Origin of the sequence: Rhizobium sp. 768_B6_N1_8 (assembly GCF_051811225.1) — a bacterium.
In the GTDB taxonomy this organism is placed as follows: domain Bacteria; phylum Pseudomonadota; class Alphaproteobacteria; order Rhizobiales; family Rhizobiaceae; genus Rhizobium.
In genome coordinates this window covers 3,445,156-3,459,571 of the sequence record NZ_JBPWPV010000001.1, presented here as the reverse complement: position 1 = coordinate 3,459,571, position 14,416 = coordinate 3,445,156, and the positions used below count along the sequence as shown (strand labels likewise).

General features: G+C 60.1%; 15 protein-coding genes. 4 read left to right on the top strand and 11 right to left on the bottom strand.

Annotated features, from left to right (window positions below):
- Positions 1-215 precede the first annotated feature (215 nt).
- The gene (gene ppk2 / locus AB8B33_RS17890; RefSeq protein ID WP_113319511.1) at positions 216-1,124 is read left to right on the top strand and encodes a polyphosphate kinase 2; all 909 of its coding nucleotides are present in this window, start codon (positions 216-218) and stop codon (positions 1,122-1,124) included.
- 91 nt (positions 1,125-1,215) lie between these two features.
- Here the strand turns inward: ppk2 and AB8B33_RS17885 are convergent, their stop codons facing one another.
- The 4 genes from AB8B33_RS17885 to AB8B33_RS17870 form a co-directional block, all read right to left on the bottom strand.
- The gene (locus AB8B33_RS17885) at positions 1,216-2,058 is read right to left on the bottom strand and encodes an ABC transporter permease (RefSeq protein ID WP_018114719.1); all 843 of its coding nucleotides are present in this window, start codon (positions 2,056-2,058) and stop codon (positions 1,216-1,218) included.
- 3 nt (positions 2,059-2,061) lie between these two features.
- Positions 2,062-2,946 carry an ABC transporter permease gene (locus AB8B33_RS17880; protein WP_439016380.1) on the bottom strand — a complete coding sequence of 295 codons (885 nt, stop codon included), beginning with the start codon at positions 2,944-2,946 and terminating at the stop codon, positions 2,062-2,064.
- Positions 2,943-4,046, bottom strand: coding sequence for an ABC transporter ATP-binding protein (locus AB8B33_RS17875; protein WP_439016379.1), 1,104 nt, complete (start codon positions 4,044-4,046; stop codon positions 2,943-2,945). The genes AB8B33_RS17880 and AB8B33_RS17875 overlap by 4 nt, the downstream gene beginning before the upstream one ends.
- A gap of 121 nt (positions 4,047-4,167) precedes the next feature.
- The gene (locus AB8B33_RS17870) at positions 4,168-5,343 is read right to left on the bottom strand and encodes an extracellular solute-binding protein (protein WP_310386012.1); all 1,176 of its coding nucleotides are present in this window, start codon (positions 5,341-5,343) and stop codon (positions 4,168-4,170) included.
- A gap of 236 nt (positions 5,344-5,579) precedes the next feature.
- Here AB8B33_RS17870 and AB8B33_RS17865 point away from each other — a divergent pair, with 236 nt between their 5' ends.
- Entirely contained in the window at positions 5,580-6,302 is a 723-nt protein-coding gene (locus tag AB8B33_RS17865; protein ID WP_439016378.1) for a GntR family transcriptional regulator, read from the top strand.
- 44 nt (positions 6,303-6,346) lie between these two features.
- Complete coding sequence (gene uxuA / locus AB8B33_RS17860) at positions 6,347-7,534, top strand: mannonate dehydratase (protein ID WP_439016377.1); 1,188 nt, start codon at positions 6,347-6,349, stop codon at positions 7,532-7,534.
- A gap of 60 nt (positions 7,535-7,594) precedes the next feature.
- Here uxuA and AB8B33_RS17855 read toward each other — a convergent pair whose 3' ends face one another.
- From AB8B33_RS17855 to AB8B33_RS17825, 7 genes are all read right to left on the bottom strand, one after another.
- Complete coding sequence (locus tag AB8B33_RS17855; RefSeq protein ID WP_113319517.1) at positions 7,595-8,005, bottom strand: ACT domain-containing protein; 411 nt, start codon at positions 8,003-8,005, stop codon at positions 7,595-7,597.
- A 24-nt stretch (positions 8,006-8,029) separates the two neighbouring features.
- On the bottom strand, positions 8,030-8,779 hold the full coding sequence (locus AB8B33_RS17850; RefSeq protein ID WP_439016376.1) for a GntR family transcriptional regulator: 750 nt from the start codon (positions 8,777-8,779) through the stop codon (positions 8,030-8,032).
- Positions 8,780-9,020: 241 nt separating this feature from the next.
- Positions 9,021-9,755: a helix-turn-helix transcriptional regulator gene (locus AB8B33_RS17845; RefSeq protein WP_439016375.1), complete on the bottom strand. Its 735-nt coding sequence runs from the start codon at positions 9,753-9,755 to the stop codon at positions 9,021-9,023.
- A 66-nt stretch (positions 9,756-9,821) separates the two neighbouring features.
- A complete protein-coding gene (locus tag AB8B33_RS17840) occupies positions 9,822-10,028 on the bottom strand; it encodes a hypothetical protein (protein WP_007820832.1) in 207 nt (68 codons plus the stop codon).
- Between the two features lie 150 nt (positions 10,029-10,178).
- A complete protein-coding gene (locus AB8B33_RS17835; RefSeq protein ID WP_113319520.1) occupies positions 10,179-10,547 on the bottom strand; it encodes a response regulator transcription factor in 369 nt (122 codons plus the stop codon).
- Positions 10,548-10,640: 93 nt separating this feature from the next.
- Positions 10,641-11,288: a response regulator transcription factor gene (locus AB8B33_RS17830; RefSeq protein ID WP_113319521.1), complete on the bottom strand. Its 648-nt coding sequence runs from the start codon at positions 11,286-11,288 to the stop codon at positions 10,641-10,643.
- Complete coding sequence (locus AB8B33_RS17825) at positions 11,275-12,864, bottom strand: ATP-binding protein (RefSeq protein WP_439016374.1); 1,590 nt, start codon at positions 12,862-12,864, stop codon at positions 11,275-11,277. Before AB8B33_RS17825 ends, AB8B33_RS17830 begins: the two co-directional genes overlap by 14 nt.
- Positions 12,865-13,428: 564 nt before the next feature.
- On the opposite strand from AB8B33_RS17825, the gene AB8B33_RS17820 reads away from it, so the two are divergent.
- On the top strand, positions 13,429-14,415 hold the full coding sequence (locus AB8B33_RS17820; RefSeq protein ID WP_439016373.1) for an HlyD family secretion protein: 987 nt from the start codon (positions 13,429-13,431) through the stop codon (positions 14,413-14,415).
- Position 14,416: the final 1 nt, after the last annotated feature.

Genomic DNA, 14,416 nt, shown 5'->3' with positions numbered 1-14,416 from the left:
CAATGTATACATAAAACTTGACATGGCACAAGCCGCGGCCATCTGTAGAACCATCCGATTGCGACCGCCGGGACGACCATGAAAGGCGGGGGCAAGCCGGTGTTTCGGCCTTATAATTTTGCGTTTTGCCAAAGCAAATTTTCGATCGTCGCAACTCTGTCATATAGCTATGGCGAGAACGTGCTTTATCGAGCGAATTGAACAGGGAGCGTGCCATGATCGAAAACACTGAGCTCGACCGTATCAAGAACGAGATTGCAGACAGCTTCGATGAAGAGCTGGAAATGCAGATGGAGGAGGACCGGCTCGACGAGCTGGTCGCCGAGGGCATGTCCGGCCCGGCCGAACAGACGCTCGAACGCAAGCTCTATTTCCGAGAGCTTTTCCGCCTGCAGCATGAACTTGTCCGCCTTCAGGACTGGGTCCACTACAAGAAGCTCAAGGTCGTCGTGCTCTTCGAAGGCCGCGATTCCGCCGGCAAAGGCGGCGCGATCAAGCGCGTGACCCAGCGCCTCAACCCGCGCGTCTGCCGCGTCGTGGCACTTCCGGCGCCGACCGAGCGCGAGCGGAACCAGTGGTATTTTCAGCGCTATACTCCGCATCTGCCGTCGGCAGGCGAAATGGTGCTCTTCGACCGCAGCTGGTACAACCGCGCCGGCGTCGAGCGTGTCATGGGCTTCTGCAGCAAGGACGAGCTGGAAGAGTTCTTCCGCTCGGTGCCTGAGTTCGAGCGCATGCTGGTGCGCTCCGGCATCATCCTCATCAAGTACTGGTTCTCGATCACCGACGAGGAGCAGGAATTCCGCTTCAACATGCGTATCCACGATCCGCTGAAGCAGTGGAAGCTTTCGCCGATGGATCTGCAGAGCCGTGTCCACTGGGAAGAATACACCAAGGCCAAGGAAGAGATGCTGGATCGCACGCATATCGACGAAGCACCGTGGTGGGTCGTCCAGGCCGTGGACAAGAAGCGGGCGCGCCTGAACTGCATCGCGCATCTGCTGAGCCAGATTCCTTACGAGGATGTGCCGAAGGAAGAGATCGTACTTCCCGAGCGCGTGCGTCACGAAGACTATCAGCGTATCCCGGTTCCGCCGGAACTCTACGTTCCCGAAGTTTACTGATTTCTTGGAGCCGCTGCCGGTTCTGCTGGCAGCGGCTCTTTTTTTGCATGTCGTTATCGCAAAACCGCTTCACACTTTTGCGCGACATGCTTCAATGCGCCGATTGCTGCTTGGCGCGGGCGACGATCTGCGTCGGATTGACGAATTGCAGCGCGATGATGAGCCAGAAAAGCGTTGTCACCATATAGATCACCGCCATCGCATCGATTGATTGGCTGGCTCGTACGCCGGATGCAAAGACCGCGTAATAAAGAGAGACGACGAGCGTCTGGGTCTGCGGTCCGGCGATGAGGAAGGTCAGCTCGAACATGGCAAGCGTGCGCACTAGAACGAGCAGCAACGCGGCCAGCATGCCGGGCAGCAGGAGCGGCAGCAGAATACGGATGAAGAGGCTGGTCGTACCGGCGCCGAAGACGCGGGCGGCTGCCTCGATGCGCGGATCGATCTGCTCGATGAAGGGGATCATGACGAGCACGACGAAGGGGAAGGACGGCACGAGGTTGATCAGCACCACGCCCCAGAAGGTGCCGCCGAGCCCGAGCTGGTAGAGCACGGTTGCCAGCGGAATGCCATAGGTCAGCGGTGGGATCAGCAGCGGCAGCAGGAACAAGAGGATGATGGCGCGCTTGCCCGGAAAGTCGCGCCGTGCCAGCGCATAGGCTGTCAATACGCCCAGAATGCCCGAGATGATGACGACGACAAACGCCATCTCGAAGGTGACGATGACGACGCTGGAAAGCTGGAACTCGCTCCAGGCGCTGAAATACCAGCGGTCCGTCCAGCCGCGTGGCAGCCATGTGCCGAGCCAGCGGGTGGCGAAAGAGTTGACGATCACGGCCGCGATGACCGCAAGCAGGTTGAGGACAAAGAGGGTCGCGAGCGCCCAGACGGCGATGCGCCAGATCTTAGAGGTAAGGCCCTGGTCACGGATCATGGCTCAGCCTTTCGTGCCGCCGGCCGGGCCGCGGTAGAAGAACGAACGCGCGCCGAGGATGGCGACAACAACAATGAGCTCGACGCCACCCATGATCAGGGCGATCGCCGTGCCGTAGGAATGGTCATATTGCTCGAAGGCGGCCTGATAGGCTGCAATCGAGATGACGCGTGTCGGACCGGCCGGCGCGCCGAGCAGGACGGCCGATGGGAAAACGGCGAAAGCCTGCACGAAGGAAAGGCAGAAGGTCACGGCAAGGCCAGGCACCAGCAGCGGCAGGAAGACGCGCACAAAGCGCTGGCGCGCATTGGCGCCGAGCGTAGCAGCGGCCTGCTCGATCGCCGGGTCGATACCGGTGATATAGGACAGCGTCAGCAGGAAGGCGAAAGGGAAGCCGGTAATCAGCAGCGAGGCGAAGACGCCCCAGTAGTTGTTGGTGAGCTTGACCGGCGAATCCAGGATGCCGAACAGAATGAGCGTCTCGTTGAACCAGCCGCGCGGGCCGAGAAATGTCAGCAGACCATCCGCAACGAAGACGGTGCCGAGCGTGATCGGCAGCACGAGAATGGTCGTCAGCAGACGCTGTCGGCGCATCAGCCGGACGCGAAAGGCAACAGGGACTGCGAAGGCCAGGTTCACGATGGTGACAGGTAAGGCGAGCCACATTGTGTTGGCGATCGTGCCGTACTGGAACTGGTCCGAGAAGAACTTCGCGTAATTTTCGTACCAGACACCGCCATCCTTCGGCATCAGCGAATCCGCGACGCCGTAGACGAAGGGATAGATGAAGAGCGCGATCATGAAGAAGAGGCCCGGCAGAACGAGCAGCGTCGTGCCGTCGAGGCCTTGTGCGGCTAGCCGGGTTTTCAGTGAGGGGCGGCCGTTCATGCAGGTGAGCCTTTGAAGACCAGAGAACGGCCTGCAACCGGCTGCAGGGTGGTGGCAGAGCCACGCGGCAGGGCATCGTCGGAGCGGAAATAGAGCTCCGATCCGTCGGCCGAGCGGGCCATGCCGAAGAAGGCGCGGCCGCGATATTCGGTGCTCGCGACGATGACGGGAATGCCGTCGGTGGTGGCAACGAGATCTTCCGGGCGCACTGAGAGTACAGCGGCATCGCCGACTTTCAACGTGTCGCGCATGGTGCCGGTCAGCCGTGCGCCGGCGGCTTCGATTTCCGCCTCAGTGCCGGACACAGAGACGACGCGACCGGGAATGCGGGTACGGAAGCCCATGAAATCGGCAACATTGAGATTGACCGGTCGCTGGTAGAGATCCTGCGGCGTGCCGATCTGCTGAATATGGCCCTGGCTCATGACGACGATACGGTCGGCAAGCGAAAGTGCCTCATCCTGGTCGTGGGTGACATAGATGGTGGTCGAGCCGATCTGATCGTGGATGCCGCGAATTTCGGCGCGCATTTCCAAACGCAGCTTGGCGTCGAGGTTGGAGAGTGGCTCATCCATCAGGACGATCGGCGGGCGAATGACGATAGCGCGGGCGATCGCGACGCGCTGCTGCTGGCCGCCGGAGAGCTGGCCGGGTAGCTTGTCGGCCTGGCTTTCGAGGCGCACCAGCGCCAGTGCATCGATGACGCGCTTGTCGGCCTCGGCGCCGCGAATACCCTGCATGGCAAGGCCGAAGCCGACATTCTTGCGCACGCTCATATGCGGGAAGAGGGCATAGCTCTGGAAGACCATGCCGAAGCCGCGCTTTTCCGGCTCCAACTGGTCGATGCGGTTGCCGCCGAGGCGAATTTCGCCGCCGGTAAGGCCAAGCAGGCCGGCAATGCAGTTCAGCGCCGTGGATTTGCCGCAGCCGGAGGGGCCGAGAAGTGCGATGAATTCGCCGGGTTCAATCGTGAGATCAATGCCATCGAGGGCGTTATAGGCGCCGAAGGATCGCTTGATGCCATCAAGCTCAAGGCGCGCATTCTTCCGCGAAGACAGCGTTGCTACGTTTTGAACCGGCAAAGTCAATGCAATCTCCATTCATCGGCAATCATGGCCGATAGAGCATCACCGCTCTTGAAACACGGCGACGCTCTATCCTTTGTTTTCAAGCAATTCCGGCGCCGTGAAGCCAGCGGCGGATTATTATAACCAGCAGGGATCAGCCCTTCTTGGCGCCGATCTTTTCGTCCCAGATGCGGAAGGCCTGGACAAGCTGCTTGGGCTCCAGCGGCACTTCCAGAGGGCTGCTGGCGATCCAGTCGGCATATTCCGGCCGGCCGAATTCCTTGATAGTTTCCTGGCTTTCTGCCGGCGCCATCTCGAGGGTGACATCCTTCACCGCAGGGCCGGGATAGAAGTAGCCGGCGTCATAGGCGATCGCCTGCTGCTGCGGCTGATAGATGAAGTTCAGGACGTCGAGCAGAACGCCGATCTTTTCGTCGGAAACGCCCTTCGGGATTGCCGCGTAGTGAGCGTCGGTGACCCAGTGGAAGCCTTCGAGCTTGCCGACCTTGGCTTCCTCGGGAACGATGCCGAGCGCGCGCGGGTTGATGTCCCAACCGGTGGTCGTGGCGACGATGTCGCGCGTGCCTTCCCCGAGTTCCTTGAAGACCACTGCGGTGCCGGTCGGGTAATATTCGATGTTTTCGCCGAGAGCGGCCAGATATTCCCAGGTCTTGGCCCAGCCGTTGACCGGGTCGCGCGGATTGCTGTCGCCGAGCAGGTAAGGCAGGCCCATCAGCAGCGTGCGGCCGGGGCCCGAGTTTGCCGGGCGGGCATAGAGGAATTTGTTCTTGTTCTGCTTCGTCCAGTCGAGCAGCTCCTGCGCAGTCTTCGGTGGGGTTGCCACCTTGTCCGGCATGTATTCGATCAGCGGGCCGGACGGATAATATGTGATGACGACCCCCTGGTCCTTGGCGAGTGCCTGCATCTTGAAGGCCTGCGGCTGCAGGATGCTTTCAAGATTGGGTAGTGCCGACTTGTGGCTGGACAGGTCGACCCAGAGACCCTGGTCGACGCCGGCCGAAAGCGCGTCCGTGCCGGTCAGTACGAGATCGATATCGACCTTGCCGGCAGCCTGCTGGGCCTGGATCTTGGCCGGTAGTTCCGGAGCGGGGGCCTTGGTGAAGGAAAAGCTGGAAACGAATTCCGGCTTGGCCTTGGCGTAGTTTTGGAACATACCCTGCGTCAACGCCAGGTTGCCGGCGACATCGACGATGGTGATGGTAACAGGGCTTGCCGGTGCCTTTGCCTGCGCGAAAGCGCGCAGCGGCAACATTCCGGCCGCGGCGACGCCGGCAGCTCCGCCGACGAAGGTTCTGCGTGTGATCTTCATTCTGTCCTCCTCCTTTGCGGCGGTGCCGGCCTTTGCCCCGAGCGCCGCTCGTTTGCATCGCAATGCACGTCTCATGCCTCGATGCGCCGGTTTCCGGCGGCATCAAATGCTCGCAGCTTGAAGCTTTTCCTCCAGGTGCAATGCCATGCCGCTGTTCTCCTCCGCAGCATGTCTTGGCAACAGAATTCAATTGATATACTAGTATGCACGAAAGTGTCAACGTCCCGAGACCATGCATGCGGCAGGCTTACGACCCTGAAATCCTCGCCTTTCCGGCGCCGCGCGACGCCGGCGGAAAGATCCGTCGCGTGACGACGGCTGCCGCGATCCATGAGCGGCTGCATGCCGATATCGTCTCCCTCAGGATCCCGCCGGGCACGTCGCTGCAGGAAAAGCGCATTGCCGAGGATTTTGGTGTGAGCCGAACGCCGGTGCGCGAGGCGCTGCTGAGGCTCTCGGAGGGCGGTCTCGTCGATATCTACCCGCAATCGGGCACGGTGGTTTCGCGAGTGCCGGTCTCGGCCATTCCGGAAGCGGTCATTGTGCGCAAGGCGCTTGAGGGGACGACGGTCGAGATGGCCGCTGGTATTGCGACGGAGACCGATATCGCGCGGCTGGATGCGATCATCGCCCGGCAGAAGACGCATGCCGCACTCGGCAATGCTTCGAGCTTTCACGAAGAAGACGAGGCCTTCCACGAGGCGATTGCACAGATTGCCGGCTATCCCGGCATCTGGACGATTCTGAAGACAGTGAAGGTGCAGATCGACCGGGCACGGCGTCTGACGCTGCCGGTACTCGGGCGCATGGACAATGTCGTGCGCGAGCATATGGTGATCCGCGACGCCATTGCTGCGCATGATATCGCGGCGGCGCGCGAGGCGATGATTCATCACTTAAGCGCCGTTATACCCGACGTGGCGGAGCTGCGCTCGCAGTTCCCCGACTATTTCTGCTGACGGCGGAACGACAAAACACAGGATACCAAGGAGAGAAAGACGAGATGCGGCAAGGTTGGAGATGGTTCGGGCCGGAGGCACCGGTCACGCTGGACGAGGTGCGCCAGACGGGTGCAACGAACATCGTTTCGTCGCTACATCGGGTGCCGATCGGCCGCGCCTGGACCGAGGCGGAAGTGCGCGAGCGCCAGTCGCTGATTGAAACGACGCCGGCCGGCCGCTCGCAACTGACCTGGAGCGTCGTCGAAAGCATCCCGATCCCCGATGCCGTCAAGCGCAAGGGCGGGCAGGCCAAGGCCGAGATCGAAGCCTGGATCGCCAGTCTCGAGGCGGTCGCCGCCTGCGGTATTCCGATCGTGTGCTACAACTTCATGCCCGTTGTCGACTGGACGCGCACCGATCTCGATTACGTGACGCCGACCGGCGCTACCGCCATGCGCTTCGATCATGAGCGCTTTGCCGCCTTCGAGTTGTTCGTGCTGGAGCGTCCGGGCGCTGCCGACCAATATTCTGAAGAGGACAGGGCCCGGGCCAAGGCCGTCTATGAAAGCATGACGGAAGCGGAGATTGCCGAAATCACCCACATCATCACGTCGGCTCTGCCCGGTTCGACGACCGAGCCGCTGACCATTCCGGCCTTCCGCGAAAAGCTTGTTGCCTATCAGGGCATCGATGCGAAGAAGCTTCGCCAGCATCTCGTCGAATTCCTCGAGGCCGTCGTGCCGGTTGCAGAAGCGCGCGGGGTGAAGCTGACGCTGCATCCCGACGATCCGCCGCGCTCGCTCTTCGGCCTGCCGCGCATCGCTTCGACGGCAGAGGATTATGCAGCGCTTTTCGATGCCGTGCCGGCAGCCGCCAACGGCATGTGTTATTGCACCGGCAGCCTCGGCGTGCGCGCCGACAACGACCTGCCGGCGATTGCGCGGCGTTTCGCCTCGCGCATCTATTTTGCACATCTTCGTGCCACGACCCGTGAGGGGGATGGCCGCACTTTCCATGAAAGCGCGCATCTCGAAGGTGACGTGAACATGGTTGCCGTGCTGAAGGAGTTGGTTGCCGAGGATCGCCGCCGCAGCGCCGACCAGTCGATCGTCTTCCGCTCGGATCATGGCCATCGGATGCTCGATGACCTGCAGAAGAATGTCACGCCCGGCTATCCCGCAATCGGCCGTCTTCGCGGCCTTGCCGAACTGCGCGGCATTCTGCACGCGCTCGACGCGCCGCCGGCCTGATTTTTTTGTTTTCACGCAATTCTGAACGCAAAACCGTTGCACACTTTTGCTGGAATTGCTTTAGCTCCGGCTAGCCGCTGAAAGCTGCCGCAGCGCTTCGACGGCCCGTTCGGTATCGACGGCAGGCACGAAAATGTGGTCGTGGTAATAGGCCGCGACCACATTGGCGCTGATGCCGGCTTCCGTTAACGCGTGGGAGAAGGCGGCGGTCAGGCCTACGGCTTCAAGCGATGAATGTACTTTCAGCGTGATCTGCCGCAGGGGTGCGCTTGCCTGCAGGCCGGCTTTGTTTGCCGTATCCCGGGGCAGAATGAGCGTCAGGCCTTCCGTTTCGTGAAAGACAGCGAGCGGGCGAAGATGGAGATAGTCTTCCAGTTGCGAGGCCGGAACGGTGCAATAGACGAATTCGCCCGCCACCAATTCCGGCTCCATCGTCGCGAGAAGAACTGAGAGGTCGGTAATGCCTGTCATGTCATCTTTCTCTGACGTCCCGTCCTATGAATAGATGTTTTCCAGCACCGAAAGGCCGGTGATATGGTTGGAGCGGATGAGCGCGGCCGCGAGCGTCGGATCGCGATCCTCGTAGGCGCGGCACAACCGTTCGTGATCCTCATAGGATTTCTGCAGGCGGCCGGGCTGGGATAGGCCGATACGGCGCAAACGAAGGGTTCTGAGAAGCAGGGAATCGATGATCTTCTTGACCGTGCGATTGCCGGCGAGTTCGGTATTGCGTTCGTGAAAGTCGACATTTGCCCAGAAATAGACGTTCACATCGCCGGCCTTGCTCGCGTTTTCCATGACCTGCATGATCGGCTGGAGGGTGCGGATATCGTCAAGCGACACGTCCCGCGCAATGTCGCCGGCAATCAGTTCCAGCAGATTGGCGCGGACGCGGTAGATATCGCGGATCTCCTTGATCGAGAGGCTAGCGACACGTGGGCGACGGCGCGGCGGGATTTCGACGAGTCCTTCCCTTTCCAGAAGCATCAGGGCTTCGCGGATCGGCGTCCGGCTGGTCTTGTAGCGCCGTGCAAGTTCGACGGAGTTCAGGTCATCGCCCGGTTTGCGAATGTCTTCGATGATCTCGGCTGCCACTTCGCGGGCGATGGTGGAAACCAGCGACGGCCGGTCGTGTTGTTCAGTGACGAGACGGGCGGCAACCGCCTCGGCGCGCTGGCGCGAGTCGATATGCGGCAGATTGCCGGAGGCGTGGGCCATATCGGCTGACGTGTATTCGGCGGACAAGAGAACTCCTGAGAAATGTCCCTCCCGCTAGTAACTTAGCATGTTCTGTCGACAACGGGAACAATAGTGCTGATATTTGTCCTGCATGCGTAGGTTGAGGCGCTTCGCGCGTGAATTGACGGGAGTTGTCGCATTTATTTGACGATGATCTCAGCGGAAATTTCGCAGATATCTCGTCAGCGGCCACGCGGGATAGGTTTGGACGGCCTGAAACCAGAAGAGTTTTAGAGCCTGCAGACCTTCAGATGAGACGGAAACGATAGGCCCTCGCCACGGCCTGCATGCGGTTGACGGCATCGAGCTTGCGCATCGCCGCCTTCAGATAACCGTTCACCGTATGGGAGGAGATATGCAGGATGATGGCGATCTCCTCGCTGCTCTTGCCGGAGGCTGACCAGCGCAGGCATTCGATCTCGCGAACGGTCAGGCGCTCGTAATCGGCAAGCGGCGGCTCGGTCGCAAGGCTGTAGCTGTCCAGCGCCTTCAATACGGCAAAGACCATGCGCGCGCATTCCTGCTCGTCGAGCGGGCTGCGCAGGCCGGAGAACATGATGACATAGTGCCTGAGAATGGCGTCATGCAGCGTGAAGCTGACGGTGTTGTGAAGGCCGAGATCCTCGAAACGACGGGAGAGTTCTTCCGAGCTGCTTACGCTGGCAGGCTGGGCGAAGATGCCGATGCCGGAATAGATCGGCATGATGGTCTTCTTCAAACCATCGATCAGCCGGCTGCGCCAAAAGAGATCTGAAGCATCGTAGCGGTCGATCAGTTCCTGTGGCCAGTTGCTGGCGATGATGTTGGCGCGAAAGCCGAGCTTATCAGCTTGCGGAAAGCTGGAGGCGAGGAAGAAACGAAAGCCATGCACCTGCATGACTTCCTGGAGGGCAGTAGAGAAACTTGTCTTGGGATCGGCCTGTACAGAGGCGCTGGCTGCATCCCCCTGCCAGGGGGATTTTACCGTATTCTTGAGGGTCATGGATCGTCTGCCGGCAAATGCACTGACCGGCCGGGAGGAAATCGGCCAGCGCCAGAAGGGGGAGGATCAGAAATGCGTCCGGCTGATTTCGTCCGGGCGGCGATGCGTGGCAATGCGGACCGGCTGATATTCGTAGATCGGATTTTCCGGTTCCAGGCGCAGCAGCGCACAGTGAAACTTGTAATTCGCACCGGTTACGATGTTAGAGAAGATCACATCCATCAGAATGTTCTTCCCGACGCTGACAAATATCGGGCGCTTGAGCTTTATCATGGCGTTCACCTCGTTTTTTCTATCCATTTTACTGGAAGATACGAGATTAACTATAGTCTTTATTGTTTCCATCTTAAATTATACATAGGTGTATAATTCGAACTGATCTGATGGCGGAAGCAACACCCGGGAACCCGACGCAGTGGGGCCTTACGGCTTCAAAGCTATTTCCAGATAGTTGATGAGGGAATCGAATTCGACCGGCTTGCCCAGAAAGGCCAGCGCACCGCCTTCCATGGCGGCCGTACGGGTTCTCTCGTCGCGATAGGATGTCATGAAGATCATCGGCGGCTTTTCAGGTTCGCCGTTGAGGATTTGCTGCAGTTCGATGCCGCTCAGTCCGGGCATCTTGACGTCGACCAGCATGCAGTCAATCGTCGCCCTGTCGTCAAAGGCCAGGAACTCTTCCGCCGAAGCGAAAAGCTTGCTCTGGTAGCCGCAGGACTGGATCAGATCGTCAAGCGCCTCCCGGATAGCCTGGTCGTCATCGACGACAGCGATTGTGGATGTATGTGACACGAGATTGGTAGCCTTGCTTATTCTTACATTACGTTAGGCTATATTATGAGGATCGGGGCCGTGTCGCGGTACCATACAAGGGTCTAGGTTTCACTATCTCCCTTCCAGCATTTCGGCCTTGCGCACCAGATCGGCCACCGAGCGGACCTGCATTTTGCGCATGACATTGCCACGATGCAGCTTCACGGTGATTTCGCTGATGCCGAGGTCATAGGCGATCTGCTTGTTCATCAGCCCCTTGACGACGGCCGCCATCACCTCCCGCTCGCGGGGCGTCAGTGTATCGACCAGCGAGGCGACGGCATCGCTTGCCGCCATTTCCCGCCGGCGGGCCATATCCTTTTCGATCGCGATGCCGACGGCATCGAGAATATCCTGGTCTCGGAAGGGCTTGGTGAGGAAGTCGACAGCGCCGGCCTTCATGGCGCGCACGCTCATCGGAATATCGCCGAAGCCGGTCATGAAGACGATCGGCATCCTGCTGCCGATCCGTTCGAGATGAAGTTGGAAATCCAGCCCGCTTAGACCTGGCAGGCGCACATCGAGGAGAATGCAGCCCGGCCGTCGCAGGTCGGCGGTATCGAGAAAGGCAGTCGTGGTCGCGAAGGAGACCGCATCCATCTGGATCGACCGGAAAAGATCGACAAGCGACTCGCGGATGGATTCGTCATCATCGACGACATAGACTATCGGTGATGCGGATTGCGAGGCTGCCTTCGATGCGGCGCTAGTGTCGGTCATGGTCGTCCTCAATCGGTATGATCATTTCGAAGATGGCGCCCCCTTCAGGATGATTGCCGGCGATCAGCTGGCCGCCTCTGGCCTCCAGCGTGCTGCGGCAGATGGAGAGCCCCATGCCCATTCCGGAGGGCTTGGTCGTGAAGAAGGGGGTGAAGAGCTTCGCCATGGCCTCCTCGCTGATACCGGGGCCGAAATCCCTGACGGAGAGGCTGACGAATATATCATCCTTCCTGGCGAGCGAGATCAGAATCTTGCGCCGATCGATTGCCGTTTCGCGCATGGCCTGCACGGCATTGGTGACGAGGTTGATGAGCACCTGCTGCAGCTCGATACGGATCGCCTTGACTGTGATCGGCTGTTCGGGTGGGGTCACATCGAAATCGACCATGTCGCGCTGGAAGTCGTGCTCCATCAGGGCGCGTGTTTCCTCGATCAGCGTTTCGAGATCGACCTGCTCGGGCGTGCGATCGCCCTGCGTCAGCATGGAGCGGGTATTGTGGATGATTTCGCTCGCCCGCTGGCTGTCGCGAATGATGCGCTCGGCCGAACGGCGCACGGCCGCGAGATCCGGCGGCTCGCGGTTCAGCCATCTGAGGAGCGTCTGGGCGTTGACGACGATAGCGCCGAGCGGCTGGTTGAGCTCGTGGGCGAGCGAGGCGGAAAGTGTGCCGACGGTCGCGGCGCGCGAGGCGCGGGCAAGCTCATCCTGAGCCTCGCGAATGGCTTTCTGCATCATTTCCCGCTGGGTGATATCCACCATGCCGACGACCACGCGATTGAAGGCGGCGGGATCTTCCGGAAAGCTCATGCTCATGATGACAAGCCTGGTCTCGCCATTCTCCGCAATCAGGTTGCCCTTGCCCTCGAAATGCCGTTCGCCGCAAAAGATGGCATTCATCAGGTCCAGGAAGGTATCGTCATCAGGGGCGATGTAGTGGCGCATCGTGTGCGAGGGCAGGCCGCCGGCCACATGGCCGAGCAGTTCCATTGCTGCGTCGTTGGAGGCGATGGTGCGGATGAGGCCTGTGCAGGTGGCGATGACGCTGGGGTTTGTTCGGTAGTAGTCTTTGAGGTCACTCACACCTTCCGCCTTCAAAGACATCAGGAAGGCTCGCACTGCGGAATAATCGCGTTCCCAGAGTGCGATACGGCTGTGCTCGAAGATGTAGCGATAGCGGGTTTCGCTGTCGCGAAGATGCAAGTTGGCTTCGATGAGGCCGGCACGCGCGGTTTCGTTCCTGAGGATAAGGGCGCAGGTGATGGTGATGGCGGCGAGAGAAACCGCTAACCGCAACTGGGCCGGGACATTTTCTCCGAGGCCGTGAGAATAGAAATAGGCGAAAAGAGTAAGGGCGGCGCAGACAACTGTGAGGAGGGTGGTGCCTATCCTCGTCAGCATTTCTGCCGATAGCAGCAGCACGATAACATAGAGGACGGCGATGGCGCTTTCGATCTCGGTAAAGGCATCGACGTAGAACACGGTGGCGCTGAGCACCAGTGCGATCAGGCCGAGCGTGATCTCATGCGAGAGCGTTCCTCGCCGGTTGATGAGTTTCGATACAATGAATGATCCCATACCCCCTCGCTGTTGGTTCCGGTCTTCTACCCATACCGGCTAGTGCGCGTTTACCTTAATGGCGTGTTTATCGGCGCAAAACTATACCAAAGTGTTGGAAGCATGGGCCGAATTGTCTCTACGCTTGAAAAGGAAAGACCGCCCCGGGCGGCGGGACGGTCTCTGGCGGATGGGAGGATCCGCAGGGCTTCGGCGGAGGGGGACGCCTGCCCTAGAGGTGGCAAGGGGCGGTGCCACCAGCTTGGAACCGTGAATGGTCAGGTCGGTTCCGAGCTACGAGTACAAGTTAAATCCAAGCGTCCTGAGACATAACTATACTTAGGTTTTGGTCCGGCCATACGAAGCGGCAGGTCGGTTTCTCTGGTGAATGGCATTGAAATTTGTTCCGACGACTTCCGCTATCGCAATAATGACGCTGCAGATGGCAAGCAGAACCGTAAAAATTCCTCGGACACGATCACGACTTTACGGCGTGCAAGGAGTCGCAGCACGCTTGTCATATTGCCAGAGGGATAATCCTGAGACACAGTTCAGCCGGAACACTCCATCTGAACGGGGGCACCGATGAAGGTAGCAGGAATGGTTCGGGCAGTTGTGGGAATTGTAGCCCTCGTCGTTCTTGGTGTTCTCCTGTGGTTTGCGACGCGACCACCGCCGCTGGTGGTGCAGGGCGAGGTTTCCGCCAATCGCGTCGATATCAGCCCGCGCGTCGCTGGCCGTATTCTCAAACTCGACGCCGATGTCGGTGACAATGTCGAGAAGGGCACCGTTATTGCCGAACTGGAAAGCCCGCAATTGACGGCGGCGCTGCATTTGGCTGAAGCGGCAGTCGGCGTTTCAGAGGCCGACCTCACTCGTGTCAACAGCACGCGTCCCGAAACTATCGATGCGGCCAATGCCGAGCTTGCCGCAGCAAGCGCCGATGTCACGCTTTATCAGGAAGAGTCCGCCCGTCAGGCGCGGTTGATCACGACAGGCGCTTCGACGCAGGCGCAGGTCGATCAGACTGCCCGTAACCTGGAGGCCGCGATCCGCAAGCAGGAATCCGCAGCCGCCAATGCACGGCTTGCGACGGCCGGTTCCAGTAAGGAAGAAAAGGCGCTTGCCGCCGCTCAGGTGGAGCAGGCACGTGCGTCCCTCAACCAGCGGCAAGTGGACGTTTCAGAACTGGTCATCCATGCGCCGATCTCCGGTCAGGTGACGACGCGCGTCGCCGAGCTCGGCGAAAATTTCAGCGCCGGTTCGCCGCTGTTTTCGATTATCGACCTGCAGAATCCCTGGTTCACGTTCAATCTTCGTGAGGACCTGCTGAAGGGACTCAAGGTCGGCGACGGTTTTGACGTCACCGTTCCGGCGCTTGCCGGCAGTCCAATCCCGGTCAAGGTGACGATGATCAACGCGCAGGGCCAATATGCGACCTGGCGCGCGACACGCGCGACCGGCGATTTCGACCTGCGCACCTTCGAGGTACGCGCCGTTCCGGTCAATCCCGTCGAGGGGCTTCGGCCAGGCATGAGCGTCATCGCCTCCTGGCCGCCGGCGGGGCGTTGAG

Excerpts from the sequence above, each read along its gene's own strand:
- AB8B33_RS17875 (WP_439016379.1), bottom strand. The coding sequence starts at position 4,046 with ATGGAGATTGCATTGACTTTGCCGGTTCAAAACGTAGCAACGCTGTCT.
- ppk2 (WP_113319511.1), top strand. The coding sequence starts at position 216 with ATGATCGAAAACACTGAGCTCGACCGTATCAAGAACGAGATTGCAGAC.
- AB8B33_RS17840 (WP_007820832.1), bottom strand. The coding sequence starts at position 10,028 with ATGATAAAGCTCAAGCGCCCGATATTTGTCAGCGTCGGGAAGAACATT.
- AB8B33_RS17825 (WP_439016374.1), bottom strand. The coding sequence starts at position 12,864 with ATGGGATCATTCATTGTATCGAAACTCATCAACCGGCGAGGAACGCTC.
- AB8B33_RS17830 (WP_113319521.1), bottom strand. The coding sequence starts at position 11,288 with ATGACCGACACTAGCGCCGCATCGAAGGCAGCCTCGCAATCCGCATCA.
- uxuA (WP_439016377.1), top strand. The coding sequence starts at position 6,347 with ATGCGGCAAGGTTGGAGATGGTTCGGGCCGGAGGCACCGGTCACGCTG.
- AB8B33_RS17880 (WP_439016380.1), bottom strand. The coding sequence starts at position 2,946 with ATGAACGGCCGCCCCTCACTGAAAACCCGGCTAGCCGCACAAGGCCTC.
- AB8B33_RS17845 (WP_439016375.1), bottom strand. The coding sequence starts at position 9,755 with ATGACCCTCAAGAATACGGTAAAATCCCCCTGGCAGGGGGATGCAGCC.
- AB8B33_RS17885 (WP_018114719.1), bottom strand. The coding sequence starts at position 2,058 with ATGATCCGTGACCAGGGCCTTACCTCTAAGATCTGGCGCATCGCCGTC.
- AB8B33_RS17870 (WP_310386012.1), bottom strand. The coding sequence starts at position 5,343 with ATGAAGATCACACGCAGAACCTTCGTCGGCGGAGCTGCCGGCGTCGCC.
- AB8B33_RS17865 (WP_439016378.1), top strand. The coding sequence starts at position 5,580 with ATGCGGCAGGCTTACGACCCTGAAATCCTCGCCTTTCCGGCGCCGCGC.
- AB8B33_RS17855 (WP_113319517.1), bottom strand. The coding sequence starts at position 8,005 with ATGACAGGCATTACCGACCTCTCAGTTCTTCTCGCGACGATGGAGCCG.
- AB8B33_RS17820 (WP_439016373.1), top strand. The coding sequence starts at position 13,429 with ATGAAGGTAGCAGGAATGGTTCGGGCAGTTGTGGGAATTGTAGCCCTC.